Consider the following 23,324-nt stretch of genomic DNA (forward strand, 5'->3'; position numbering starts at 1 on the left):
ACAGATTAAAAGCAGCATCAGGGCGGGAGTATCCGCCCTTTTATATGGTGAATCTTATGGAATCTACAGCAGGCATTGTGACGCAGATGCGTCAACTTATACAGCTGATCGCACAGCATAATCACGCTTATTATGTAATGGATCAGCCCAGTATTTCCGATAATGAATATGATTCCCTGTTTCATCAGTTAAAAGCACTCGAAGAGCAGTATCCGGATCTTGTTCAAAATGATACGCCGACTCGTCGTGTAGGTGGACAAGCTCTGAGCAAGTTTATGTCAGTCAGACATGCAGTGCCGATGCTGTCGCTCGGAAACGTGTTTAATAAGGAAGACCTGTTCGCGTTTGCCCGCCGGGTAGAGGAGCGTCTTCCGGGGCAACAGGTCAAGTATGAGGTCGAGTTAAAACTCGATGGGCTGGCTATTTCACTCTGGTACGAAAATGGTGAGCTGGTACGTGGGGTAACGCGGGGCGATGGAGAAACTGGAGAAGATATTACCCAGAATGTTAAAACTATCCGTAATTTGCCAAAGTACCTTTATTCTGATCAGGCTGCTATACCTAAATTGCTGGAAGTGCGAGGGGAAGTTCTAATTCCTAAAACCGGTTTTTTAAAATTAAATGCTGAAAATGAAGCCAAAGGTGAAAAAATATTTGCCAATCCGCGCAATGCTGCTGCTGGAAGCCTTCGCCAGTTAGATCCGGGTATTGCCGCTGCACGTCCATTAGCCTTTTATGCTTATGGAATTGCCCAGTGTGAACCAGAGCATCACTTAAATTCCATGACCGAAAGTCTGCACTGGTTACGTGATCTGGGCTTTGAAATTGCCGAACGGCAATTTTTATGTGATTCGATTGAAGAAGTACAGCGCCGCTATGAAAAAATTATGGAAGAGCGCGCTGACCTGGGTGTAGAAATTGATGGCATGGTGGTTAAGGTAGATAGCCTTAAACAGCAAAAACAGTTGGGCTTTCTAAGCCGGGAACCACGCTGGGCAACTGCCTATAAGTTCCCTGCAATTGCAGCCCTCACTACAGTAGAGAATATAGACTGGCAGGTAGGACGAACAGGTATCCTGACGCCTGTTGCCCGGTTAAATCCGGTATTTGTCGGAGGTGTAACAGTATCCAATGTAACACTACATAATATTGGCGAGATTCACCGTCTGGATGTAAGAATTGGCGATACAGTGAGCGTTTACCGAACCGGAGACGTGATTCCTAAAGTGGAAAAAGTCTGGCCTGAGTTTCGTCCGGACACTGCCGAAGTCATAAACCTACCGGAAACCTGTCCTGTGTGTGCCTCACCTGTAGTGATGCCGGAAGGTGAGGCTTTGGCCCGCTGTTCGGGAGAGTTATATTGTGCAGCACAGCGAATTGAATCAATTCGCCATTTTGTGTCCCGCAAGGCTATGGATATTGAAGGTCTGGGGGACCGCTGGGTAGAGTCACTGCTGCATCTTGAACTGTTGAAAGATGTCTCAGACATTTATCATCTGCACCAGCATCGGAATACGTTGCTTGGCATTGAAAAAATGGGTGAAAAATCAGTTCAGAACCTGATCAATGCAATTGAACAAAGTAAAAAAACTACACTGGCCCGTTTTATTTATGCCTTGGGGATACGAGGTGTCGGTGAAACAACGGCACGGATGCTGGCCAACAGCTTTCAAACCCTAGAAGCCTTGCAACAGGCAGATGTAGATAGCTTGAAAAAAGTGCCTGATGTAGGCGATATAACAGCCGAATGGATTTATGACTTTTTCCGTGCAGAACATAATCTGGAAGTAATTGATCGATTGCTGGCCGCAGGCATCCATTGGGATGCACCAATTGCCTCAACGCGCCAGCCATTGAATGGTGAAAGCTGGGTTTTAACAGGCACACTTGAGCACCTTACACGCGAACAGGCTACCCAGATGTTACAGGCATTAGGCGCACGTGTAAGTGGCAGTGTATCTGCCAAAACTAAATGTGTGGTTGCCGGGGAAAAGGCTGGGTCAAAACTGGAAAAGGCACAAAAGCTTAATATTCAGACACTAAATGAAAAGCAGTTTATTGAGCTAATGGAAACCTATGGTCAAGTAATTTAATGTAAATTAAATTACATGGTTTATCCATATTTATGCTGTTTTTTAGTGCATTGAAAATGTTTTCAAAACCTTATGTAGTAAGGCTTTTACAGTTACAAAAAAGACTGAAAAAATATTTTGAAATGGATGTATTGTTCTTGTAAGTGTGTATAATTTCGCCATCAAAAGCCCTTGCCAATAAGTAGATATATCTACAAACCGGTAGGGGTTTTTCTATTGGAATTCTCTGGAATGGAATACCGAGGTCTTTTTTAATGGTGGTGGCACACTGTGATACTTTTCTCCAGAACAGCAGTTTTAGATAGCGCAGCTCAACTGAGTGCACAACGTCTATCTACACGTTTGAACTTTTTTAGCTTGGGCTTTGGAACGGCGGCCTGGGCGCCCTTGATTCCATTTGCACAGCAGCGTCTAAATTTAAATCATGCTGATTTTGGTTTGTTATTGCTCTGTATGGGTGTAGGGTCAATGATTGCTATGCCTGCGACTGGGGCTCTGGTACAACGAATCGGTTGCCGTGCAATTATTGGCTTTGCGGCGCTGTTGATACTGTTAGTATTGCCGGGGCTTGCTGTCTGGAATACATCAGTAATGATGGCGGTTTCTCTGTTCCTGTTCGGTACAGCTGCAGGAAGTTTTGGGGTTGCCCTCAATTTACAGGCAGTTATTGTAGAGAAGAACAGTCTGCGTGCCATGATGTCGAGTTTTCATGGTATGTGCAGCTTAGGTGGCTTAGCTGGTGTAATGACTGTAACGGCGCTTTTAGCGGCTGGCGTATCGCCACTGATCAGTGCGCTGGCAGTAAGTATTATGCTACTCGTCATCAGCATTATTGCGGTCCCAGCTTCATTAAGTGAAATTGAACGCGATGAACAGATTGAAGCAGACACGGCAGAGCATAAAAAAAGTCATAAAAAACTGCCTGCGCCTATTATCTTGCTGATTGGACTGATGTGCTTTATCGCATTTTTATCGGAAGGTGCGGCCATGGACTGGAGTGGCATTTACCTGACCAGCAAATATGGTGTTAATCCCGCTTTTGCAGGGCTGGCTTACACTTTCTTTGCGATTGCCATGACATTGGGCCGTTTCTCGGGGCGTTACCTGTTGAAAAAACTGGGTGAAAAAAATATTGTAACTTATAGCGCCATTTGTGCTGCTACAGGTTTAGCAGTAGTGGTACTGGCTCCACATTGGTTTATTGTACTGTTAGGTTATGCACTGGTTGGTCTGGGTTGTTCAAATATCGTACCTGTCATGTTTTCACGTGTTGGACGTCAGAACTTTATGCCTAAAGCGGCAGCCCTATCTTGTGTATCGACTATGGCTTATACAGGATCTCTGTCTGGCCCGGCATTGATCGGTGTAATTGGTGAGATGACCGGCTTAACCATCATGTTTGCGAGTGTGGCAGTATTATTGGCTACTGTAGCTATTTTAAACCGGTTTACTCGAGTAGACCCCGCCTAAAGTCAGCTTATTTAAACGCCACTACATAAAAACCGGTAAGCTGGAAGTTTACCGGTTTTTTTATGGACAATACTTCTATATAAATATATAAACTGAGGGCACTACAGCAATTGATAAACTGGATTGGCTGTATCACGGCCAGGCCGTTTAAAGTTCTGCAATTCATTATTTTGACGCAGGTCAACCAGAAATGCATTACGCCAGTCATTAATATCAAAAGCTTTAAGCCCCGCAATCAGTTTTTGATAACGGCGGGTACGTTCCTCTTGAGGCATATCTAGCGCAAGTTTTAATGCTTGAACCATTGCTTTAGGATCCTCTGGATCAACAATAATAGCTTCTGGCATCTGCTCAGCAGCCCCTGTATATTTTGAAAGGATCAATACACCAGGATTTGCAGGGTCCTGAGCTGCAATATATTCTTTTGCTACCAGGTTCATACCATCACGGATTGAACTGATCCAGCAGATACTTGATTTGCGGTAGATGCCCATTAATGCCTCATGAGCAACGACATCATGACTGCATTCAATTGGCAGCCAGTCATCTTGAGCAAATTGTGCATTAATAGTTTTAACCTTCTCTTTTAGACGTTTAAATAATTCCTGATAAGCCACAATATCCAGACGGCATGGGCAGGCAATCTGTAAATCTGTTACTTGACGGTTATATTCCGGATAAGTAGCTAAAAAGTCGGAATATGCATTAAAACGTTCAAGTAATCCTTTGGAATAATCAATTCGGTCAACCCCAATAACAGTCTGCTGTTTACCTAAGGCATCAAAGTCAAAAACAGACTGTGAGTCATCGGCATACTGACGGGCTACTTTCTGAATATGATCTGGATTGACCCCAATCGGATAACATTTAATAGTGGTAATGCGTTTCTGGTAACTAAGCAGGTATTGCTGAATCTTTTGTGCCTGAAGTAGGGTGGTGCAGGCCTGCATACACAGGTTCTGATCATGTTCAGTTTGTAAACCCACCACATCATACTGACATAGGTCTTGAATGAGGCGGTTTGCCATAGGTATCTGGCGCCATATGGCTAAACGTGCAAATGGAATATGCAAGAAGAAGCCGATTTTGTTTTGCATGCCTAATTCACGGCAATAGTGTGCTACGCTAAAAAAATGATAGTCATGAACCCAGATCACATCATCTGGCTGGGCAATATCTTTTAGTTTTTCAGCAAATAAGCGGTTTACCTGCTGATAGGTTTCATATTCTTCAGCATTACATTCAATCAGGTCTGCGCGCTCATGCATCGCAGGCCATAGTGTATTATTGGCAAAACCGCAGTAGTACTGCTCATATTGCTGGTGAGTCAATGGACAAGTCAGATATTCTACATTTTTATTATTAATGCGACCAAACTCGGCTTGTTGATCATTATTGATTTGTTCGCCATTCCAGCCTAACCATATCCCGCCGGTTTCATCAAGTGCATCCTGTAACGCCACTGCCAAGCCTCCCGCAGCGGGCTTGTCGGGATTTGGCAGACTAACACGATTCGATAATACGATTAGTTTAGACATGCTTTTTCTCCATTTGGTGTTTGATTCTGTGTCAAAACACGCGTTTTTAAGAATTCTGAAAATAGTGCAAGAAAATCAGCTACTGTTTTAATATCTTTGAGCCGATAATGAGCCTGGGTTTCTCCTGGGCCGACTTTTATACTTATACCGTTATGGTTATTTATTGTTCTAAAACCAGATTCATCGGTTTTATCATCACCTATAAAAATCGGTAAAACTTGAGTAAGTTCCAAATGCTTTAATATGGTATTTATTGCTTCTCCTTTATCGGCTTTTCGAGGAAGTAATTCAATAACACATTTACCTTCATTGATTTTAAGTGCCGTATGAGATTGATGCAGTACCTGCATAATTTGCTTTGCTGTGTCTGCTAGTTCAGGACACTGCCGGTAATGCAAAGCAACCGAGTACTGTTTATCCTCAATTAACAGCTGGGGATAAGATGCACAAGCTGCTTTTAAATCCTGCCTCAAGCGAACAAAATCAATCTGACTCAGATCAGGTTTGAAATGTGTATGAGCATCAATTTGGATATCTAGCCCATGCAGTCCAGCAACTGGAATGCATAAGGGGGCAAAAAGAGACTGGGCGACCTGTACATGTCGGCCGGTTACCGCAATAACAGGCACATCAAGCTTTAAAATGGTCTGAAGAATATTTAATGTGTTTTCAGGAATAAAACTATCTTCGGGATCATCCTGAAAATCAGAAAGTGTGCCGTCAATATCGAGAAACAAACAATAATGAGTATTTTCCTTATGACCATCTGCAATCATCTTCTGTAATGAAACAGCAGAGAACTGTACTGTGGCAGAGGAAAATGCAGATTCGTTCATTGCTCAAATAGCCTGATTATTCTGATAAATGGTCTATCTTATTTATCATTAAAAGTTGACTTTTGGCCGGAATTTATTATTAAACCTACATAAGGTTAACAACCTTTACATACTTTATTCACATTAACAATATAGTAAAAATAAGCCAATTTGATATGTTGCGTGAGTGCTGTCTAAAAAATTGAAAGACCTGGCTTTTTCTATATTATTTATAAAAAGTAGGATCCAGCTGCTTTATATAGTTCACTCAAATAATATTAAAACCCGTTTTTGAGAGGTATTTAGTTATAGCTCAGCAGTTAATAAGATTACTTTTTTAATTTTTTGTAAATAAATTAAATGACTTTAAAAAATCGCCAATCTCAAAATAAGAAAAATCTATTATGAAAACAACCAATTAATTGATGATATAAAATGCAAATGCGTATGCTTCTCATTTTTAATTTATATAAATCATAAACTTACATAATTTTAATTTTGCATTCTAAATACCAATCACCCATAATAACTTTAAAATGATGAGGAGTAAGAATATGCGCGGCAATCCAGAAGTCATAGACTACTTAAATATGTTGATTGGTGGCGAACTGGCAGCTCGCGATCAATACCTGATTCATTCTCGCATGTATGAAGATTGGGGCCTGAGTAAAATCTACGAAAGAATTGACCATGAAATGCAGGAAGAAGCAGCTCATGCTGATGCAATTATCCGTCGTGTCCTGTTTTTAGGCGGTACACCTAATATGGAACGTGACAGTATTGATGTTGGTTCAGATGTTTGTACCTGCTTAAAAGCTGATCTTGCACTTGAATATCATGTGCGTGAAAAACTGGCCCGTGGTATCCAGTTATGTGAAGAAAAAGGGGATTACATCAGCCGTGACATGTTACGCCAGCAGTTGTCTGATACTGAAGAAGATCATACATATTGGCTGGAAAAACAGTTAGGTTTGATTGAATTGATTGGCCTGCAAAATTATATCCAGTCTCAAATTTAAAATTTGTATGATTCAAGCAAGCCCAGTCAGAAGATTGGGCTTTTTAATGACTGTATTCTATTGAGCAGTATTTTATAGTAGAACCGATCAATTAAATCAGATTAAGCATGCAAAAGATTTTACTTATTAGTGGCTGGGGCTTGGGCCTTCAGCCTTTAGCCGGACTTAAAACTGCTCTTGAAAACCTGTATTTTCAGGTTGAACTGATTGATATATTCGACAGTTTTAAACCGGCAGTTTTGGAGGGGGTGCTTCAAAAAGCGGTTAAAGCTGATATATTAATGGGCTGGTCGTTAGGAGGTCAGCTTGCCACTATTCTGGCTCAGAAGATTTTTGAACAGACCGGTCAGGCTAAAATTCTGGTTACATTGGCTTCCAATCCGTGCTTTGTTGCTACGGAAGAATGGCCAAATGCAATGTCTCGTGTAACTTTTGAGGCATTTAAAGGTGCTTTTCTAAATGACAGGGAATCTACTCTGAAGCGTTTTTGTCATCTAATCGGTACAGGCGGAGTTATGGCTCGTAACGATATAAGATCTCTACAAAGTTTTATTAAAACTGATGATCCTATAAATCTGATTTCTGGTTTACAGCAACTTGAGCAATTAAATTTAGTTTCAATCTTACAAAAATATCCAGGTCGACAGTATCATCTCGTCTCTGAACAGGATCAGCTAATACCTTGCCAGATTATCACTGATTTTCATTTTTTAAAGGCAAATTTACTTACAACTGAACTGTTGCCTAATGTCGGACATGGTTTCCCTTATAGTGAAATTATATTAACTAGCAAAAAAATTTGTAGTTTTTTAAATATGACTTAGGGAAATATAAACTTTGTTGTTTCTCGCAATTTATTTTATTGCTTTACGCTATTAAGATGCATGAGTTATATAAATAATAGTTTTAATGTGAAGGATGGGTGTTAGATGGCTGACTTATTTGATCTTGAGCATCTTTGGCATCCTTATACTTCTATGACTCAGCCTTTACCAGCTTTTAAGGTAAAACGGGCCTATGGCTCAACTATCGAACTGGAGAATGGTCACAAGCTTGTTGATGGTATGTCATCTTGGTGGTGTACTATTCATGGTTATAATCATCCTGAATTAAATCAGGCGGTTCAAGATCAGTTACAAGATATGGCACATGTCATGTTTGGTGGACTGACCCATAATCCTGCGATTGAGCTGGGCAAGCTTCTTCTGAATATTACGCCACCAAGTCTCGATAAGATTTTCTATGCTGATTCCGGTTCGGTTGCAGTTGAAGTCGCTTTAAAAATGGCAGTGCAGTATTGGAGCGCCCAAGGCCAGCTGAAGAAGACTAATTTTGTTACGCCTCGCTCCGGGTATCATGGTGATACCTGGAATGCAATGTCGGTATGTGATCCAGTAACCGGCATGCACCAGATTTTTGGTAGCAGTCTGCCCAACCGTTTTTTTGTTCCGGCTCCACAAACTGCTTTTGATGAAAAGTGGAATCCGCAAGATATTGCAGAGCTAGAGCAAACTTTAGTACAGCATCATACCTGTATTGCCGCGCTGATTCTGGAACCCATTGTACAGGGTGCAGGAGGTATGCGTTTTTATCATCCTGAATACTTGCGTCAAGCCAAGCTACTTTGTGAAAAGTATCAGATCCTGCTTATATTTGATGAGATTGCTACCGGTTTTGGACGCACTGGTAGACTGTTTGCTTGGGAACACGCGGGCGTCGAGCCGGATATCATGTGTATAGGAAAAGCCTTAACTGGCGGATACATGACTTTGTCAGCAACTTTAACCAGTAAAGCGATTGCTGAAAAAATCAGTCAGGGAGAGGCAGGGGTATTTATGCATGGGCCTACTTTTATGGCCAATCCACTTGCCTGTGCAGTTGCCCTTAAAAGTACACAGTTATTACTGGCTCAAGACTGGCAAGCCAACATCTGCCGTATTGAACAGCAACTCAAACAGTACTTACCTGCACTATCTCAACTGGAGTATGTTGAGGATGTTCGAATATTAGGTGCTATCGGTGTTGTTGAACTGACTGTGCCGGTAAATATGCAAATTCTACAGCAGGAATTTGTCCGTCGTGGAATTTGGGTACGCCCGTTTGGAAGGCTGGTATATGTGATGCCTCCTTATATCATCACTTGTAATGAACTGGATTATTTACTTCAGCAGTTGGTAGAAGTAGTGCAACAGCTACAGGAGCTTCAGCATGAAACTGCTTGAGCATTATACCAAGCAGCTGGAGCAGTTAAGACAGCAGGGGAATTTTCGCCAGTTTACTGCCAACCGGCAACAAGGACGGATCATTGAAATTGCAGGCCAGCATATGCTGAATCTGTCTTCTAATGATTACCTGGGTCTGGCTGCTGATCTCGAATTAAGGCAGGTCTTTTTTGATCAGTGCCCTCTGGAACAGCGCTGGCTCAGTTCCTCTTCATCACGTCTGCTTACTGGTAATTTTCCGGAATATGAACAGCTGGAAGCCTGTATGAGCCAGGCTTTTGACGGGCGTGCAGTGTTGCTGTTCAATAGTGGCTACCATATGAATATAGGGATTTTACCAGCATTAAGTGATGGTAAGACTCTGATTCTGGCCGATAAACTGGTGCATGCCAGCATGATTGATGGGATTCGCCTGTCCTCAGCCAAATATCTGCGGTACCGTCACAATGATTTAAACCATTTACAGCAACTCTTGCAAAAGTATCATGCAGATAACACTTATGAACGCATCATTGTGGTCACCGAATCTATTTTTAGTATGGATGGTGATGAAACAGACCTGAACCAGCTGGTGTCGCTAAAACGGCAGTTTGCAAAAGTTATGTTGTATGTCGATGAAGCTCACGCTATTGGTGTCCGCGGAGCGCGGGGATTAGGCTGTGCGGAACAATATGCAGTAATTAACCAGATTGATTTTCTGGTAGGCACCTTTGGTAAGGCGCTTGCTTCAGTGGGAGGATATCTGGTCTGTGAACCTGTAATTCGTGAATATCTGATTAACAGTATGCGTCCACTTATTTTCAGTACCGCATTACCTCCGCTTTCGATAGCTTGGACTCGGTTTGTTTTCGAGCATATGCAAAAAATGCAGAAGCAGCGCGATCATTTGGCAGATTTAAGCCATCATTTACAGCATAAAGTTCAGAGTCTTGGTTTTTGCTGTCCCTCAAGTAGTCATATTGTTCCAGTTATTATCGGAGATAGTCAGCGGGCACTAGACAAAGCCAACTATTTACAAGCACAAGGTTTTTATATCATGCCAGTACGCCCACCTACTGTACCGGCCAATAGTGCACGACTGAGAATCTCACTGACATCACAAATTCAGCCAGAAGAAATTGAACAATTGGTAGCATTACTGTGAGTCAAAATTTTCATATAGATACCGGGTTGATTGCCCAGCGCTTCGCTAAAGCTACCTCCAGTTATTCTGAACATGCAGTCGCGCAAAAGATAATTTGCCAGCGATTAATTGAAATGATGCGCCGGCATATAGCCATACAACTTCCTCGAGTACTGGAACTGGGCTGTGGCTCAGGTCACTTAACAATATTACTGCAACAGAACTTTCAGATTGAACAGCTCATACTCAATGATCTGTATCCTGAGGTCAGACAGCATTTTTCTGCTGCTGAACAGCTGGACTGGTGTATTGGAGATATTGAACGGCTTGATTTTCCGGGACAACTTGACGCTATTATGTCCAGTTCAGTCTTGCAATGGATGCATGACCTGGAGCAGGTATTTAAGAAATGCAGCGAGGCATTAAAATCACAGGGCTGGTTTTGTTTTTCAAGCTTTGGTTCAGAAAACTTGCGTGAGATTAAAACTTTAACGGGTCAGGGGTTAAACTACCTCAGTCTGGAAGAGCTAAAAGAAAAAATGTGCAAATCAGGGTTTGAAGTCCTTGAAATACAGGAAGAGCAGGAAACCTTATATTTTGAGCATCCAAAACAGGTTCTCCAGCATTTAAAACTGACCGGCGTAACGGCAACCAGTAGTCAGCATCGCTGGACTAAGCAGTCACTATACAAGTTTTATGATCAGTATCAGCAGTTTGTAAAGAGTCCAGCTTATGAGGGAATACAGCAATATCCATTAACTTACCACCCAATTTATTGTATAGCTCGGAGAGTTCGATGACAGGCTCAATTTATTTCGTGAGCGGAATTGATACTGGTATAGGAAAGACCTTTGCCACTGGTTATCTGGCCAAAATCTGGAATGAACATGGTACCCGTACTATTACACAGAAACTGGTACAAACCGGAAATATCAACATTTCTGAGGATATCGAACAGCACCGTACTATTATGGGCATGGGCTGGTTTGCCGAAGATGAAGAAAAGCTTACGATGCCGGAAATTCTGTCTTATCCAGCTTCGCCGCATCTTGCAACAAAAATTGATGGGCGTGAGATTGATCTGGATAAAATTCATGCTGCGACTCAAGAACTGGCTAAACGTTATGATGCAGTGCTGCTAGAAGGTGCCGGCGGGCTTATGGTTCCTTTAACAGATGATGTGCTTACTATTGATCATGTAGCAGCTCATCAGTTCCCTGTTATTCTAGTTACCTCAGGACGTCTGGGAAGTATTAATCATACGTTACTGAGTCTGGAGCTGCTGAAAAGCCGAGGGGTAGAGCTGTTTGCTGTGGCCTATAATGGAATGGATGATTCTCAAGACCCGCTAATTGCCTGTGATACATCAAATTATCTACGGGCTTACATGACAAAGCATTTCCCGGAAGCAGAATGGATTGAAATCCCGGTGATCCGTTAAAAAAAGTCGCCAAGGCGACTTTTTTGTTTAAAGCAGTAAAAGACCGTTTTAAAACTTCTTCGGACTATAAGGCTTGCGTGGTGCAGCAGTTTGTTCTGTTCCTTCATTCTCGCGGCGCTGTTGACGCAAATAACCACCGCGGCGGGCTGCCATAGGTTTTTCAGCCATACGTTCAGTACGACGTTTCGCCATACCATACAGGCCAGTACCTTGACGCGGTTTAAGCTCAACCGACTTGGTCAGGTTGTCAATATCTGCTTTATCCAGCTCAATCCAGCGTCCAGTGCGTAGCTCGCGCGGTAGAATAACCGTGCCATAGCGAGTACGTAAAAGACGACTTACTTTTAAACCCTGTGATTCGAAAATACGGCGAACTTCACGGTTCCGTCCTTCTTTAACCACGACCTGGTACCAGCGATTAATACCATCACCACCAATTTCAGAAAAGGATTCAAACTTGGCCGGGCCATCATCTAGTACGACGCCATTTAGCATATTCTGACGGATCTGCGGGGTAACTTCGCCCATAACACGGACTGCGTATTCACGTTCGATCTCATTTGAAGGATGCATCAGACGATTTGCAAGCTCGCCGTCATTGGTAAACAGTAAAAGGCCGGTAGAGTTAATGTCCAGACGGCCTACCATAACCCAGCGGTCATTGGCGATTGTAGGCAAATGATCAAATACAGTCGGACGTGACTCTGGATCATTGCGTGAACAGATTTCACCTTCTGGCTTATAGTAAATCAGAACGCGACGACGAATCTCATCTTCAATCTGAAATTGCACCTTACGGCCATCAATACGCAATTCGTCGCCTGGTTCAATACGCTCACCGACCTGAGCAACACGACCATTGACACTTACGCGACCAGCAGCAATGACCTCTTCCATATAACGGCGAGAACCTAGCCCGATACGTGCTAGGACTTTTTGCAATTTTTCACTCATGACAGCATAACCTTAGAAATAATTATCAACAGTCCACCTATTCATGACATTGCTGCATTAGCATCAAGCGTCATGAAAGCTTCCTTGGCATCCTGCAGGGGAGGCAATTGACCTAATGAAGCCAGGCCAAAAGCATTTAAAAATTGAGACGTCGTCACTAACAACGCGGGGCGTCCCGGAATCTCTCGGAAACCGGATTCTTTAATCCAGTTCCAGTCAAATAATGTTTTCAAAATCTGGCTATTATTCGAAACTCCGCGAATCTGTTCAATATCTGCACGTGTAACAGGCTGATGATAAGCAATGACAGCTACTGTTTCGAGCAAAGATGGGGAAAGCCGGGTTGGCCGCTCCGGCCAAGTCTGGGCAATAATCTGTTTGTATCTGGCACGAACCTGAAAACGAAAGCCCTGAGCACTTTCGACCAGCTCAATTGAACGGCCATGTTGTAAAACAGCCAGCTGCTGTAAAAACTGTCGCAACTGCTGTTTATTATACTGGTTCTGGAAAGCTTCTTTAAGCCTCAAAAGACTGACCGGTGCTTCACTGGCAAAAATAATGGCTTCAAGCTGCATCAGAACTTCATGATGCAGCTCATCAACTGAGAATGCTGCACTTTGGTCGATGGTCATGCTACTGCTCCCTGAATAGTCAAGGGTGCTTCTATTCCGCTATGAATAATCTGGATTCTCTGCTGGCGGGGGAGCTCCAAAACTGCCATGAATGTCACCACCATACCCATTTTACCTTGGCTCGGTTTGAGCAGCTCGTCAAAACTTAAGCTTTTGCCTGATTCGATCAATACTTCAATATAGGCAATCCGCTCTTCAAGTAAAACCGGTTCCTGCTGAATCTGATGAACGACAGGCTCAGGGCGGTTAAAGATGCAATATAGCGCGTCTCGCAGATTTGCAGCTTCATAGCCTTCATAAATACTATTTACTGTTCCTAAACTTACATTCACATTGAATGTATCACGTTCCAAAACTGGCATTTGTCCTAAACGTTCAGCTGCCTGTTTAATGCGCAAATAATTTTCGAGCCGGTCAATCAGCTGCTGCTTGGGATCTTTTTCCAGAGTTATAGCAGCAGGTTTAGGTAATAGCAGTCGGGACTTCAAGTCTGCAAGCAAAGCTGCCATGACCATATAGTCCGCAGTCAGTTCAATGTTGAGAGATTTCATGCTATCCATGTAGGACAGATATTGGCTGGCAATTGGTGCAATATCTAACTGCAGTAAATCAAAGCCATTTTTCTGGATCAGGTAAATTAAAAAGTCGAGGGGACCTTCGAAATGTTCAAGTAAAATTTCGAATGCAGCAGGCGGAATGTAAAGATCATCTGGAATACTGTGCTGCCATTCATCCATTACGCGGATATAAGGCAACTGTTCCATAGAACTATGGGTCGCTTGATTCATTTCGGTTATAGGCCACGCGAATTTTCAAAGGCATGAAAGCTGGAGAACTTCTAGGATCTTGCGCGCAAGAAAGCGAGATCACTAAAAAGCAAAAAATAAGGTGAACGTATTCTAATGGAAAAGCCAAGCTGAATAAATTATAAAAACCATAAAAATGTAAAAAAACTGATAAACCTGCGTGATAGGCAGGAAAGAATAGGGTGAGCTATAGAAATTGGTAAAGAGCCCTTTTAAAGGTCAGGCATCATTTATGGCGTATTCGATCACTTTCTGACAGCTCTCCCGTAAACAAAGGTTTGTTTTGGTCACACTAATCAACAGCTCTTCAGCTATATATACTTCTAAAAAATAACTATAGCTAATATCTTTAATGTTTAGGGTTACGCTCCCGGAGTCTGGTTCTGAGATGACAATTGCTTCAGATTCAAGTGTCCAAGGAAGCTCGGCATAAATAGTGTGATCTTCTGGAAAATTCTCTAAATCAAGAAGAACTTTAAAAAGGTTCATACCAATTGCCTCAGCATCAACTTATCAGATGTTGGGTGCATATAATTTTACAATTGTCCGAGAAAGTGTAAAAACTACTCAAAAGCACTGACATCACCTTCGCCATAGCGGATAATTTCCGGATTTTCTCCAGAAAGGTCTACGATACTAGTGGTGCTTAGCATGCCAAAGCCCCCATCAATGAAAACATCAATACGTTTACCAAGTTGCTGCTCGATTTCGTAAGGGTCATCCAGCGGGTCTTCCTGTCCAGGTAAAATCAGGGTACTGGTGAGTAACGGTTCTCCCAATTCCTGGAGTAACATCTGGCAAATTGGATTACTTGGAATACGTAAACCAATAGTTTTCCTTTTCGGATGCATTAAACGCCGTGGTACTTCACTGGTGGCAGGAAGAATAAATGTAGTAATTGCAGGGGTATTGGCCTTTAACAGCCGATACATGGCATTATCGACCTTAGCATAGGTTGCAATATCGGAGAGGTCGCTGCACATAATGGCGTATTGATGTTTAGGCCCTAAACCACGGATTTGCGCAATACGTTCCATGGCATTTTTATTTCCGATCTGGCAACCAATTGCATAAGCAGCATCGGTAGGGTAGACCACTACATCGCCCGCACGGATCCGTTCGACTGCCTGAGTGATGAGCCGTGGCTGTGGATTCTCAGGATGTACTCTTAAATGAAGCATCTTATTGTTCCTCAAAGTTCACGGACAGTAACTTTCTAAATTATCAGTGCCCAGAGAATTGGGTTACAAGTCTAGATCGGTTGATTTATGTAAATTAATCAAGCATTTCTCTTTTAAATTCGCTGGCCTGTAACATTTCGCCACCACGTATGCAGGTACAAATACAGGAAATCAGATACCAGGCGTCTTTTGGCAGACAGGCTTCTGCATTCAGGTAGCGGCACACTTGGGCATAGACATTGTCTTTAAAGGTATTGCCATTACCACTTTCACCAGTAAGGTTATCTAAAGAGACCCGAAACTTACGGCCAAAAGCTGTGGCAAAAAGCCATTCAATTGCCTGCGGTTTAACTTCAACCTGTTCGAACAGGGCTTGCTGCTCTTTTGTCCGTCCATCTGGAGCATACCAGTATCCCAGGTCAGCCAGCAGGCGGCGCTCTTTACCGGCAATCGTCCAGTGGCTGATTTCATGCAGGGCGCTGTTAAAAAAACCATGAGCAAACTGGATGCGGGCAGGAGAGGTATCGGTGGCCGGAAAATATTCTGGTTCAAATTCTCCTCGTACCAGCATGACATTATGGTGGGAAAACCAATAATTAAAGTGTAAGATAAGCCAATCAACTTGCTGTTCTTCTGTATGCAGTGCGTTCCAAGGCAAGAGTTGCAGTGCCGCCAGAGCCGATACCTGCCCAGAAGTGGAGTTGATGCGAACAAGAGACGAAGTTATGACTTCAGGTTGCGGCTGCAACTGATCCATGACTGAATAAACCCAAATGATCTGTCTAAATAAGTACAAAATTGTATCTTAATCTTTGACAGAGTACTGATGAATTTGTAGAATTGCCGCCTTAATTATGTCAGCAAATACCTTTCCGGCACAGATTGAGCCGTTTAAATGGGCTGAACAAGGCTTTATATGGTCAGGTACCCTGCCATTGTCTCGCTTTGTTCGTATTGCTCGTGAAGCTGTTGGACCAATTGATCATCAACTGGTCTCTATAGACTGTAAGCTATCAATGGATGCGTATCATCGTGTCGCGTGGTTTGATGGTCATGTTGAAACGAAAGTTCCAATGGAATGCCAGCGTTGTCTGGAACCGGTGGAAATTTCACTTGTTTCAGACTTTCATATCGCGTTACTGGATGATGAGTCACTGATAGAGCGCTTGGATGAGGATGCTGATTACATCGTTCTAGCTGAGAGTGAAGCTTTGATCAAAGGTGATCCTGATGCACCTGCCCTGATTGATTTGGTCACTCTGCTTGAGGATGAGCTGTTATTGTTGGTGCCACTTTCACCTAAGCATGACGCTTGTGAACATAAGCATCGACCTGCCGAAGAGCATGCCGAAGAAAAGCGTGAAAATCCGTTTGATGTTTTGGCAAGTTTGAAAGGCAAACTTAACTCATAAGTGCTATACTTACAGGTTAAGACAACTGAATTTTTGTTCTGATCCATTTTTTCGATCTTTGTAAGGAGCCATCATGGCCGTTCAGCAAAACCGTAAAAGTCGCTCTCGCCGTGACATGCGCCGTTCACATGACGCTTTAACCGAGAATGCATTAACTGTAGACCAAGCTACTGGTGAAACTCATCGTCGTCACCATGTGACTAAAGACGGTTTCTACCGTGGTCGCCAATTGTTCGCTAAAGCAGCTGATGCTGAATAATGAGCAATAATATGCATTAAGCATCATGCTTAAGTATAGAAAAAATGGGAGCGTATGCTCCCTTTTTTTGTTGTATTTCGCAATTAAAAAACAATGAATTAAATGTTAAATTTCTGCACCGGAAATGAGTGAAGACGAAATAAAGGATTTTTATATGTCTGCTAAACGACTCGAGCAAGTGGCTCAGGCAACAAAAACTGCATTTGTGTTTCCTGGTCAGGGCTCACAAAAAGTCGGCATGCTCGCTGAACTTGCAGAACAGTTTAGTGGTGTGATTGATACTTTTGCGGAAGCTTCAGAGGCTGTGGGTTTTGATCTTTGGCACATTGCACAAAGTGGTGAAGGCCTAGACCAGACAGAAAATACTCAACCGGTGCTGTTAACGGCAAGTATCGCCTTGTGGCGTGTATGGCTGGAACTTGGTGGCTTAACACCGAAGTATTTAGCTGGTCACTCTTTGGGAGAATACAGTGCGCTGGTGGCTGCAGAAGCGATTTCTCTGGCAGATGCGGTGAAACTGGTACATTTGCGCGGAAAACTGATGCAGTCTTCCGTACCTCAAGGTGAGGGTGCCATGGCAGCAATTCTGGGCCTTGCAGATGAGCAGGTGGTTGAATTGTGTCAGGTTGCTTCACAGGCGGGGCAAGGGTCGGTTGAGGCGGCAAACTATAATGCACAAGGTCAGGTAGTCATTGCAGGAACTGCTGCACTGGTAAGAAACGTCATGGCTCAAGCCAAAGAAAAGTCAGGCAAGGCAATTGCACTTCCGGTATCTGTACCATCACACTGTTCATTAATGAAGCCTGCCGCAGAGAAATTTGCAGAAGCATTGGAACAAACTGCCATTGAGCTACCTGTGCTACCTGTAATACAAAATGTCAGCGCAGAAATCGCGACAGATGTTGGCCAGTTGCGTCAAGCTTTAACTGCACAACTGTACCAGTCAGTTCAGTGGACCAAAACTATGCAATACCTGCAAGAGCATGGTATCCAGTACGTTGTAGAATGTGGTCCGGGTAATGTACTGGCAAATCTGGCAAAGCGTTTACCGAATATTGAAAAAGCATTTCCACTCGACACTAAAGGTCGTATGGAAGATGCATTAAATGCCGTTTTAGTGGCAGAAGGGAAAATCGCATGACACAAGAACGTAAGGTTGCTCTGGTTACAGGTGCAAGCCGGGGCATTGGTGCGGCCATTGCTCAACAACTTATTCAAGACGGTTATTTTGTTGTGGGCACTGCAACTTCGGAAGCAGGTGCCCAAAAGCTGACCCAAGACTTTGCAGAACAAGGTGCTGGAGCAGTGCTGGATGTACGTAGTGCCGACGCAATTGATACTCTGGTAACTGAAATTGAGCAGAAATATGGTCCAGTTCTGATTCTGGTCAATAATGCCGGTATTACTAAAGATAATTTATTACTGCGTATGTCAGAAGATGACTGGGATGACATCTTAAATATTCATTTAAAAGCTGTTTATCGTCTATCTAAACGTGTATTAAAAGGCATGACACGTGCCCGTTTTGGTCGCATCATCAATATCAGTTCAGTGGTAGCTCATTTTGCGAATCCGGGGCAGGCCAACTATTCTGCTGCAAAAGCTGGTATTGAGGCATTTAGCCGCTCACTGGCAAAAGAAATGGGTAGCCGCCAGATTACAGTAAACTGTGTGGCGCCTGGCTTTATAGCAACGGAAATGACAGAGCAGTTGAGCGAAGAAATACGTAAGAAAATGAGTGATCAAGTGGCACTGCAACGTTTAGGTGAGCCACAAGATATCGCTAATGCAGTAAGTTTCTTGGCTAGTGAAAAAGCAAGTTACATTACTGGTACAGTTTTACACGTAAATGGTGGTTTATACATGGCTTAAGGCTGATGGATAAACTTTTAAAATAATTGATATTCAATTAAACTAACGGCAATTAAAAACGCCACAAGCAATGAGGAGAATTCCTGTGAGCGATATCGAACAACGCGTAAAACAGGCTGTAGCAGAACAACTCGGTATGCGTGCTGAAGAAATTAAAAATGAAGCATCTTTCATGGATGACTTAGGTGCAGATTCTCTGGACCTGGTTGAACTTGTGATGTCTTTTGAAAATGATTTCGACATTACTATTCCTGATGAAGATTCTAATGAAATCACTACTGTTCAATCAGCAATTGATTATGTTACCAAGAAACTTGCTCAGTAAGTTATCTTTTAGCATGTGCTGATAAAAAGCCACCTTAAGGGTGGCTTTTTTTATTTCATCCTTAATTGAAACAAAAGACTAATAGGTAGTAAGTAGAGCGTAGCAAGTCTTACATAAGTTTACTGTTTACAGCCGAAATAAAACTTAAGTACCTTAAATTGTTCGGTATAAAAATAAGATAGCAATACACAATATTCATCCACTAACATGGAGTAGAACGATGGGACTTTTTGACTTTGTAAAAGGTATTGGTAAAAAGAATGAAGCAAAGGTAGAACAGCATCAAGCTGCTACGCCTGCTAATTCTGCCCCTCAAGCGGCTCCACAGGCTCCACCTAAGGCTGTAGAACCTTCAGCACAACAGATCGCGAATCAGTTACTGGCTCATGTAAAGAGTCTGGGGCTTGGCGTAGAAGGTCTGTCAGTCAGTTATAACAGTAATACTGATTTGGCTACAATCAAAGGCCAGGTAAAAAGTCAGGCAGATCGTGAGAAAATTATTCTGGCCGTCGGTAATATTGATCATGTGGCTCAAGTAGATGATCAGATGACAGTTGCTACACCTGAACCGCAAAGCAAATTCTATACTGTAAAGTCTGGGGATTCTCTCTCTAAAATCTCTAAAGAATTTTATGGTGATGCTAATCAATATAATAAAATTTTTGAAGCTAACCGTCCTTTGTTAAAAAATGCTGATGATATTTATCCAGGTCAGGTTTTACGTATTCCCCAATAGACAGGGTGAGTAAGCAAAAATTGTTGTTTGTATGCTCGATAAAGTAATAATAAAAAGCCCGCTATTTAAGCGGGCTTTTTATTTTAAAAACGTTTTGGTATTTTCTGCCCATTAGGCACCGGGGTTTCTGCATTTTTTAAGACACCAAATAGCCAGGTTTCTGCATGCTGGACTGCCTGAACCAGCTGATCTCCTAATGCTAAGCGTCCTGCGATAAAGCTTGCCAGTGAGCAGCCAGAACCATGATATTCACCTTGTAATCGTGGACAGTGGCTTTCTGCTACCATTTCACCCCGAATATAAAGTGCATTACGAATATAGTCTGGGGTATTCTCATGCCCACCTTTAACCAGAACGGCTTTTGCACGCATTTCAAACAGTTTTTGGGTGGCAGTTTCCAGGTCATCAATACCAGTTAAAGCCCGCAGTTCGACTGTGTTGGGGGTTAGAATGCTGGCCAGAGGAATAAGCTCTATAAATGCTTTAACTAAAGTTTCCTGATTACCAAGTGAACCGCCACTATTGGCAACCAATACCGGATCAAGCACATATTGATAATCCGGGTGAACTCTTAAAAATTCAGCCAGCGCACTAATATTTTCTGTAGTACCCAACATGCCAGATTTTACACATCGGATAGGTAGGTCACCGACTACTGCATTGGCCTGCGCTAGTAATAATTCTCGTGAACTTGCCTCAAAACCAAATACTTGTTGAGAGTTCTGTATGGTTAGAGCAGTACAGGCAATTGCAGCATGTGCACCACTTTGCCCAATTGCTTCAATATCAGCCTGCAGACCTGCGCCGCCTGAAGGATCAAGTCCGGAAAAACAAAGAACTGTAGGACGCACTGCCGTATCCTTATTTAATGCAAATTACGCTAGTATAGAATAGTTTACTTCATCTCTCGACCTTAATCCCGCGTTAAACCTACTGAATGACTGTGCAACATGACTATAAAGAATCTGCTGATTGACCTTGATGGCACCCTGACTGATCCCAAGGTGGGAATACATACTTGTATCCGCTATGCCATGGAAAAACTGGGTTATCCCCTAAAGCCCGATCTGGATATTGACTGGACCATTGGGCCGCCTTTAAAAGCATCTTTTGTTAAGCTACTTGATAATGGAGATGAACAACTTGCTGAGCAGGCTTTGCTGGGGTATCGGGAGCGTTTTTCTGTAATCGGACTTTTTGAAAATAAAGTTTATCCGGCTGTGCCAGAAACTCTTGGATATCTCCAAGGGCAGGGGTATCAATTATTTCTTGCCACAGCAAAACCTGCTATCTATGCCAGACAAATTTTGGAACATTTTCAGCTCGCAGATTATTTTACTCAAATTTATGGAAGCGAGTTGAGCGGTGAGCGTACAAACAAAGCAGAATTAATTGCTTTCATTTTGCAGCAGGAGCAACTTAGGCCACAGGAGTGTTTAATGATTGGAGACCGTGAGTATGATATTTTAGGGGCGCGTCATAATGGCATAAATACAATTGCGGTCGAGTATGGTTACGGTTCTGCAGAAGAGCTCATGCAGGCACAGCCTCAATATATGATAAAAAGTTTTGATACATTACCGGCAATTTTAAGTAGGCTGAGCTAAAAAATATGGAAATCAGTTTTTAATTTTTTATTTATGTAATTTAAAGCTTTTATAAAAAATAAATTTAAAAAGCTGAGACAAATAAAAAAGCCCCGAATCTGGGGCTTTTTCGATTATTGATAATTAAAAGGGCTTGACCACTACCAGAATGACAATAGCAAACAGTAAAAGGGTCGGCATTTCATTAAAAAAACGCCAGAACTTATGTGTCTTGTAATGTGCATTTCCGATCAGTTTTTTACGGTAATAGCCACAAACAAAATGGTAAATGACCAGTAAACCGACTAATGCTACTTTTAGATAAAACCATAAAGCTTCATGGTAATGATAAAACTGATCTCCCCAGTCCACCAGAAAGTGTGCTGTAATCAGGGTAGCTATCATTGCAGGCCACATAATTCCCCGGTACAACTTACGCTCCATTACTTCAAAGCGCTGATGACTGACTGTATCATCACTCATGGCATGATAAACATAAAGACGCGGTAGATAGAACAGAGCAGCAAACCAGCATACCACGGCAATAATATGTAAAGCCTTTATCCAAAAGAAAGCATCAGAAGGTGCATTCATCAATTATCCCATTTCTTGAAAATCAGGCAGGCATTGACGCCGCCAAAACCAAAACTGTTACTCATTACAGTATTTAGTTTCGCATCACGTTTTTCAAGCACAATATCAAATGGTTTAGCGCCTTCATCCAGTTCGGTCACGTTAATGTTGGGAGCAATGAAGTCATTCTGCATCATTAAAACAGAATAGATTGCCTCATGTACTCCTGCTGCCCCCAGACTGTGACCAGTCATGGACTTGGTTGAACTGACTGCTGGTACATGGCCTTCGCCAAAAGCGCGTTCCATTGCTTTAAGCTCGGTTACATCGCCGGCAGGTGTTGATGTCCCATGAGTATTCACATAATCGATGCTTTCTATACCATGCTGCTTGGCTTCTTCAAGCGCCATTAAAATACAGCGGGTTGCACCTTCACCACTTGGCGCTACCATGTCCGCACCATCAGAATTGGCTGCATATGCAACCACTTCAGCAAGAATTTTGGCACCACGAGCCTGAGCGTGCTCAAGAGATTCTAAAACAACAAAACCACCGCCACCTGCAATGACAAAGCCATCACGATCAGCTGAATATGGGCGTGAAGCTTTTTCTGGTGTGTCATTATATTTTGAAGACAATGCGCCCATAGCATCAAATAACAGGCTTTGAGACCAGTGATCTTCTTCACCGCCACCTGCCAGCATTAGGTCCTGTTTGCCTAGCTGAATCAGATTATAGGCATACCCAATTGCATCAGCAGAAGTAGCACAGGCGCTGGTAATAGAGTGCGCCATACCTTGAAGTTTGAATGCAACACCTACGTTAGCAGTAATGGTATTACTCATATTGCGTGGCACAAAAAAAGGTCCGATTTTACGTGCGCCTTTTTCTTCTAGTAACTTGGTCATTTCAACTACAGAAGCTGTTGAGTTACCGCCAGAGCCACCTGCAATGCCGTAGCGTGGATTACCAGCGAGATCTTCTACCTGAAGGCCCGCATTTTCTACTGCAGCCACAGCCGAGTTATAAGCATACATGGCGCATACGCCCATAAAACGTTTCAGTTTACGGTCAATATTGTCAAAGTTCTGTTCTGCAGCTGCACTTACATGGCTTTTGAAATTAAGTTCAGCATAAGTTGGATTAAAACGTGTTCCTGAAATGCCGTTTTGTAAAGAGTGAGTAACATCTTCTAAAGTATTACCAATGCATGAGTTAATACCCATACCAGTGATTACAACACGTTTCATCTACAGTTCCCTTTATG

Annotated in this window: 26 protein-coding genes; 15 read left to right on the forward strand and 11 right to left on the reverse strand. The window is 42.6% G+C overall.

The window, feature by feature from the left end; genetic code table 11:
- The first annotated feature begins 56 nt into the window (after window positions 1–56).
- Together ligA and J502_RS02675 are read left to right on the forward strand one after the other, a co-directional pair.
- The gene (ligA, locus tag J502_RS02670; protein ID WP_005404910.1) at window positions 57–2,093 is read left to right on the forward strand and encodes an NAD-dependent DNA ligase LigA; all 2,037 of its coding nucleotides are present in this window, start codon (window positions 57–59) and stop codon (window positions 2,091–2,093) included.
- A 270-nt stretch (window positions 2,094–2,363) separates the two neighbouring features.
- Complete coding sequence (locus J502_RS02675) at window positions 2,364–3,563, forward strand: MFS transporter (RefSeq protein ID WP_005406670.1); 1,200 nt, start codon at window positions 2,364–2,366, stop codon at window positions 3,561–3,563.
- A gap of 101 nt (window positions 3,564–3,664) precedes the next feature.
- Here J502_RS02675 and J502_RS02680 read toward each other — a convergent pair whose 3' ends face one another.
- The gene (locus J502_RS02680; protein WP_034683024.1) at window positions 3,665–5,101 is read right to left on the reverse strand and encodes a trehalose-6-phosphate synthase; all 1,437 of its coding nucleotides are present in this window, start codon (window positions 5,099–5,101) and stop codon (window positions 3,665–3,667) included.
- Window positions 5,089–5,937 (reverse strand): trehalose-phosphatase, encoded by an 849-nt coding sequence (otsB, locus tag J502_RS02685; RefSeq protein ID WP_034683026.1) that lies wholly within the window; start codon window positions 5,935–5,937, stop codon window positions 5,089–5,091. The genes J502_RS02680 and otsB overlap by 13 nt, the downstream gene beginning before the upstream one ends.
- A gap of 533 nt (window positions 5,938–6,470) precedes the next feature.
- Between otsB and ftn the strand changes: the two genes are divergently transcribed.
- The 6 genes from ftn to bioD all read left to right on the forward strand — a co-directional run bounded on the left by ftn (window position 6,471) and on the right by bioD (window position 11,721).
- Window positions 6,471–6,935 carry a heteropolymeric bacterioferritin subunit Ftn gene (gene ftn / locus J502_RS02690; protein ID WP_005018842.1) on the forward strand — a complete coding sequence of 155 codons (465 nt, stop codon included), beginning with the start codon at window positions 6,471–6,473 and terminating at the stop codon, window positions 6,933–6,935.
- A gap of 107 nt (window positions 6,936–7,042) precedes the next feature.
- Window positions 7,043–7,759: an alpha/beta hydrolase family protein gene (locus J502_RS02695; protein WP_005406745.1), complete on the forward strand. Its 717-nt coding sequence runs from the start codon at window positions 7,043–7,045 to the stop codon at window positions 7,757–7,759.
- A gap of 105 nt (window positions 7,760–7,864) precedes the next feature.
- Complete coding sequence (gene bioA, locus J502_RS02700) at window positions 7,865–9,157, forward strand: adenosylmethionine--8-amino-7-oxononanoate transaminase (RefSeq protein ID WP_005406691.1); 1,293 nt, start codon at window positions 7,865–7,867, stop codon at window positions 9,155–9,157.
- Complete coding sequence (locus J502_RS02705; RefSeq protein WP_005406629.1) at window positions 9,144–10,301, forward strand: 8-amino-7-oxononanoate synthase; 1,158 nt, start codon at window positions 9,144–9,146, stop codon at window positions 10,299–10,301. Before bioA ends, J502_RS02705 begins: the two co-directional genes overlap by 14 nt.
- Window positions 10,298–11,080: a malonyl-ACP O-methyltransferase BioC gene (bioC, locus tag J502_RS02710; protein WP_005406560.1), complete on the forward strand. Its 783-nt coding sequence runs from the start codon at window positions 10,298–10,300 to the stop codon at window positions 11,078–11,080. The genes J502_RS02705 and bioC overlap by 4 nt, the downstream gene beginning before the upstream one ends.
- Complete coding sequence (bioD, locus tag J502_RS02715; protein WP_005406860.1) at window positions 11,077–11,721, forward strand: dethiobiotin synthase; 645 nt, start codon at window positions 11,077–11,079, stop codon at window positions 11,719–11,721. The genes bioC and bioD overlap by 4 nt, the downstream gene beginning before the upstream one ends.
- A gap of 48 nt (window positions 11,722–11,769) precedes the next feature.
- On the opposite strand, the gene rluB is transcribed toward bioD, so the two are convergent.
- The 6 genes from rluB to J502_RS02745 all read right to left on the reverse strand — a co-directional run bounded on the left by rluB (window position 11,770) and on the right by J502_RS02745 (window position 16,051).
- Complete coding sequence (rluB, locus tag J502_RS02720; RefSeq protein WP_005018857.1) at window positions 11,770–12,675, reverse strand: 23S rRNA pseudouridine(2605) synthase RluB; 906 nt, start codon at window positions 12,673–12,675, stop codon at window positions 11,770–11,772.
- 41 nt (window positions 12,676–12,716) lie between these two features.
- A complete protein-coding gene (scpB, locus tag J502_RS02725; RefSeq protein WP_005027526.1) occupies window positions 12,717–13,307 on the reverse strand; it encodes an SMC-Scp complex subunit ScpB in 591 nt (196 codons plus the stop codon).
- Complete coding sequence (locus tag J502_RS02730) at window positions 13,304–14,095, reverse strand: segregation and condensation protein A (protein WP_034683028.1); 792 nt, start codon at window positions 14,093–14,095, stop codon at window positions 13,304–13,306. Before J502_RS02730 ends, scpB begins: the two co-directional genes overlap by 4 nt.
- 237 nt (window positions 14,096–14,332) lie before the next feature.
- A complete protein-coding gene (locus J502_RS02735) occupies window positions 14,333–14,602 on the reverse strand; it encodes a hypothetical protein (RefSeq protein ID WP_005406587.1) in 270 nt (89 codons plus the stop codon).
- 74 nt (window positions 14,603–14,676) lie between these two features.
- Complete coding sequence (locus J502_RS02740; protein ID WP_005018864.1) at window positions 14,677–15,294, reverse strand: L-threonylcarbamoyladenylate synthase; 618 nt, start codon at window positions 15,292–15,294, stop codon at window positions 14,677–14,679.
- Window positions 15,295–15,388: 94 nt separating this feature from the next.
- Window positions 15,389–16,051, reverse strand: a complete 663-nt coding sequence (locus J502_RS02745) for an elongation factor P hydroxylase (protein WP_034428928.1) — start codon at window positions 16,049–16,051, stop codon at window positions 15,389–15,391.
- Between the two features lie 97 nt (window positions 16,052–16,148).
- Between J502_RS02745 and J502_RS02750 the strand changes: the two genes are divergently transcribed.
- The 6 genes from J502_RS02750 (at window position 16,149) to lysM (ending at window position 19,898) form a co-directional block, all read left to right on the forward strand.
- Window positions 16,149–16,706: a YceD family protein gene (locus tag J502_RS02750; protein ID WP_034683029.1), complete on the forward strand. Its 558-nt coding sequence runs from the start codon at window positions 16,149–16,151 to the stop codon at window positions 16,704–16,706.
- A gap of 73 nt (window positions 16,707–16,779) precedes the next feature.
- Window positions 16,780–16,965, forward strand: a complete 186-nt coding sequence (gene rpmF, locus J502_RS02755; protein ID WP_000290730.1) for a 50S ribosomal protein L32 — start codon at window positions 16,780–16,782, stop codon at window positions 16,963–16,965.
- A gap of 154 nt (window positions 16,966–17,119) precedes the next feature.
- Window positions 17,120–18,106: an ACP S-malonyltransferase gene (fabD, locus tag J502_RS02760; protein ID WP_034683031.1), complete on the forward strand. Its 987-nt coding sequence runs from the start codon at window positions 17,120–17,122 to the stop codon at window positions 18,104–18,106.
- Window positions 18,103–18,837 (forward strand): 3-oxoacyl-ACP reductase FabG, encoded by a 735-nt coding sequence (gene fabG / locus J502_RS02765; RefSeq protein ID WP_005406850.1) that lies wholly within the window; start codon window positions 18,103–18,105, stop codon window positions 18,835–18,837. Before fabD ends, fabG begins: the two co-directional genes overlap by 4 nt.
- Window positions 18,838–18,922: 85 nt before the next feature.
- Entirely contained in the window at window positions 18,923–19,162 is a 240-nt protein-coding gene (gene acpP / locus J502_RS02770) for an acyl carrier protein (protein ID WP_005018879.1), read from the forward strand.
- Window positions 19,163–19,382: 220 nt separating this feature from the next.
- Complete coding sequence (gene lysM, locus J502_RS02775; protein WP_005406574.1) at window positions 19,383–19,898, forward strand: peptidoglycan-binding protein LysM; 516 nt, start codon at window positions 19,383–19,385, stop codon at window positions 19,896–19,898.
- Between the two features lie 83 nt (window positions 19,899–19,981).
- Here the strand turns inward: lysM and J502_RS02780 are convergent, their stop codons facing one another.
- Entirely contained in the window at window positions 19,982–20,749 is a 768-nt protein-coding gene (locus J502_RS02780) for a hydroxymethylpyrimidine/phosphomethylpyrimidine kinase (protein WP_005406556.1), read from the reverse strand.
- 99 nt (window positions 20,750–20,848) lie between these two features.
- Between J502_RS02780 and J502_RS02785 the strand changes: the two genes are divergently transcribed.
- A complete protein-coding gene (locus J502_RS02785) occupies window positions 20,849–21,505 on the forward strand; it encodes an HAD-IA family hydrolase (protein ID WP_005406547.1) in 657 nt (218 codons plus the stop codon).
- A gap of 123 nt (window positions 21,506–21,628) precedes the next feature.
- Here J502_RS02785 and hemJ read toward each other — a convergent pair whose 3' ends face one another.
- Both hemJ and J502_RS02795 read right to left on the reverse strand, forming a co-directional pair.
- Window positions 21,629–22,078 (reverse strand): protoporphyrinogen oxidase HemJ, encoded by a 450-nt coding sequence (hemJ, locus tag J502_RS02790; protein ID WP_005018886.1) that lies wholly within the window; start codon window positions 22,076–22,078, stop codon window positions 21,629–21,631.
- On the reverse strand, window positions 22,078–23,307 hold the full coding sequence (locus J502_RS02795; protein WP_005018889.1) for a beta-ketoacyl synthase N-terminal-like domain-containing protein: 1,230 nt from the start codon (window positions 23,305–23,307) through the stop codon (window positions 22,078–22,080). The genes hemJ and J502_RS02795 overlap by 1 nt, the downstream gene beginning before the upstream one ends.
- Window positions 23,308–23,324: the final 17 nt, after the last annotated feature.

Source organism: Acinetobacter sp. 1294596, from assembly GCF_000582925.1.
GTDB classification, from domain to species: domain Bacteria; phylum Pseudomonadota; class Gammaproteobacteria; order Pseudomonadales; family Moraxellaceae; genus Acinetobacter; species Acinetobacter radioresistens.

Coding starts and splice junctions, on each gene's coding strand:
- ligA (WP_005404910.1), top strand. CDS start 57: ATGGAATCTACAGCAGGCATTGTGACGCAGATGCGTCAACTTATACAG.
- J502_RS02680 (WP_034683024.1), bottom strand. CDS start 5,101: ATGTCTAAACTAATCGTATTATCGAATCGTGTTAGTCTGCCAAATCCC.
- otsB (WP_034683026.1), bottom strand. CDS start 5,937: ATGAACGAATCTGCATTTTCCTCTGCCACAGTACAGTTCTCTGCTGTT.
- ftn (WP_005018842.1), top strand. CDS start 6,471: ATGCGCGGCAATCCAGAAGTCATAGACTACTTAAATATGTTGATTGGT.
- J502_RS02695 (WP_005406745.1), top strand. CDS start 7,043: ATGCAAAAGATTTTACTTATTAGTGGCTGGGGCTTGGGCCTTCAGCCT.
- bioA (WP_005406691.1), top strand. CDS start 7,865: ATGGCTGACTTATTTGATCTTGAGCATCTTTGGCATCCTTATACTTCT.
- J502_RS02705 (WP_005406629.1), top strand. CDS start 9,144: ATGAAACTGCTTGAGCATTATACCAAGCAGCTGGAGCAGTTAAGACAG.
- bioD (WP_005406860.1), top strand. CDS start 11,077: ATGACAGGCTCAATTTATTTCGTGAGCGGAATTGATACTGGTATAGGA.
- rluB (WP_005018857.1), bottom strand. CDS start 12,675: ATGAGTGAAAAATTGCAAAAAGTCCTAGCACGTATCGGGCTAGGTTCT.
- scpB (WP_005027526.1), bottom strand. CDS start 13,307: ATGACCATCGACCAAAGTGCAGCATTCTCAGTTGATGAGCTGCATCAT.
- J502_RS02730 (WP_034683028.1), bottom strand. CDS start 14,095: ATGAATCAAGCGACCCATAGTTCTATGGAACAGTTGCCTTATATCCGC.
- J502_RS02735 (WP_005406587.1), bottom strand. CDS start 14,602: ATGAACCTTTTTAAAGTTCTTCTTGATTTAGAGAATTTTCCAGAAGAT.
- J502_RS02740 (WP_005018864.1), bottom strand. CDS start 15,294: ATGCTTCATTTAAGAGTACATCCTGAGAATCCACAGCCACGGCTCATC.
- J502_RS02745 (WP_034428928.1), bottom strand. CDS start 16,051: ATGGATCAGTTGCAGCCGCAACCTGAAGTCATAACTTCGTCTCTTGTT.
- J502_RS02750 (WP_034683029.1), top strand. CDS start 16,149: ATGTCAGCAAATACCTTTCCGGCACAGATTGAGCCGTTTAAATGGGCT.
- rpmF (WP_000290730.1), top strand. CDS start 16,780: ATGGCCGTTCAGCAAAACCGTAAAAGTCGCTCTCGCCGTGACATGCGC.
- fabD (WP_034683031.1), top strand. CDS start 17,120: ATGTCTGCTAAACGACTCGAGCAAGTGGCTCAGGCAACAAAAACTGCA.
- fabG (WP_005406850.1), top strand. CDS start 18,103: ATGACACAAGAACGTAAGGTTGCTCTGGTTACAGGTGCAAGCCGGGGC.
- lysM (WP_005406574.1), top strand. CDS start 19,383: ATGGGACTTTTTGACTTTGTAAAAGGTATTGGTAAAAAGAATGAAGCA.
- J502_RS02785 (WP_005406547.1), top strand. CDS start 20,849: ATGACTATAAAGAATCTGCTGATTGACCTTGATGGCACCCTGACTGAT.
- hemJ (WP_005018886.1), bottom strand. CDS start 22,078: ATGAATGCACCTTCTGATGCTTTCTTTTGGATAAAGGCTTTACATATT.
- J502_RS02795 (WP_005018889.1), bottom strand. CDS start 23,307: ATGAAACGTGTTGTAATCACTGGTATGGGTATTAACTCATGCATTGGT.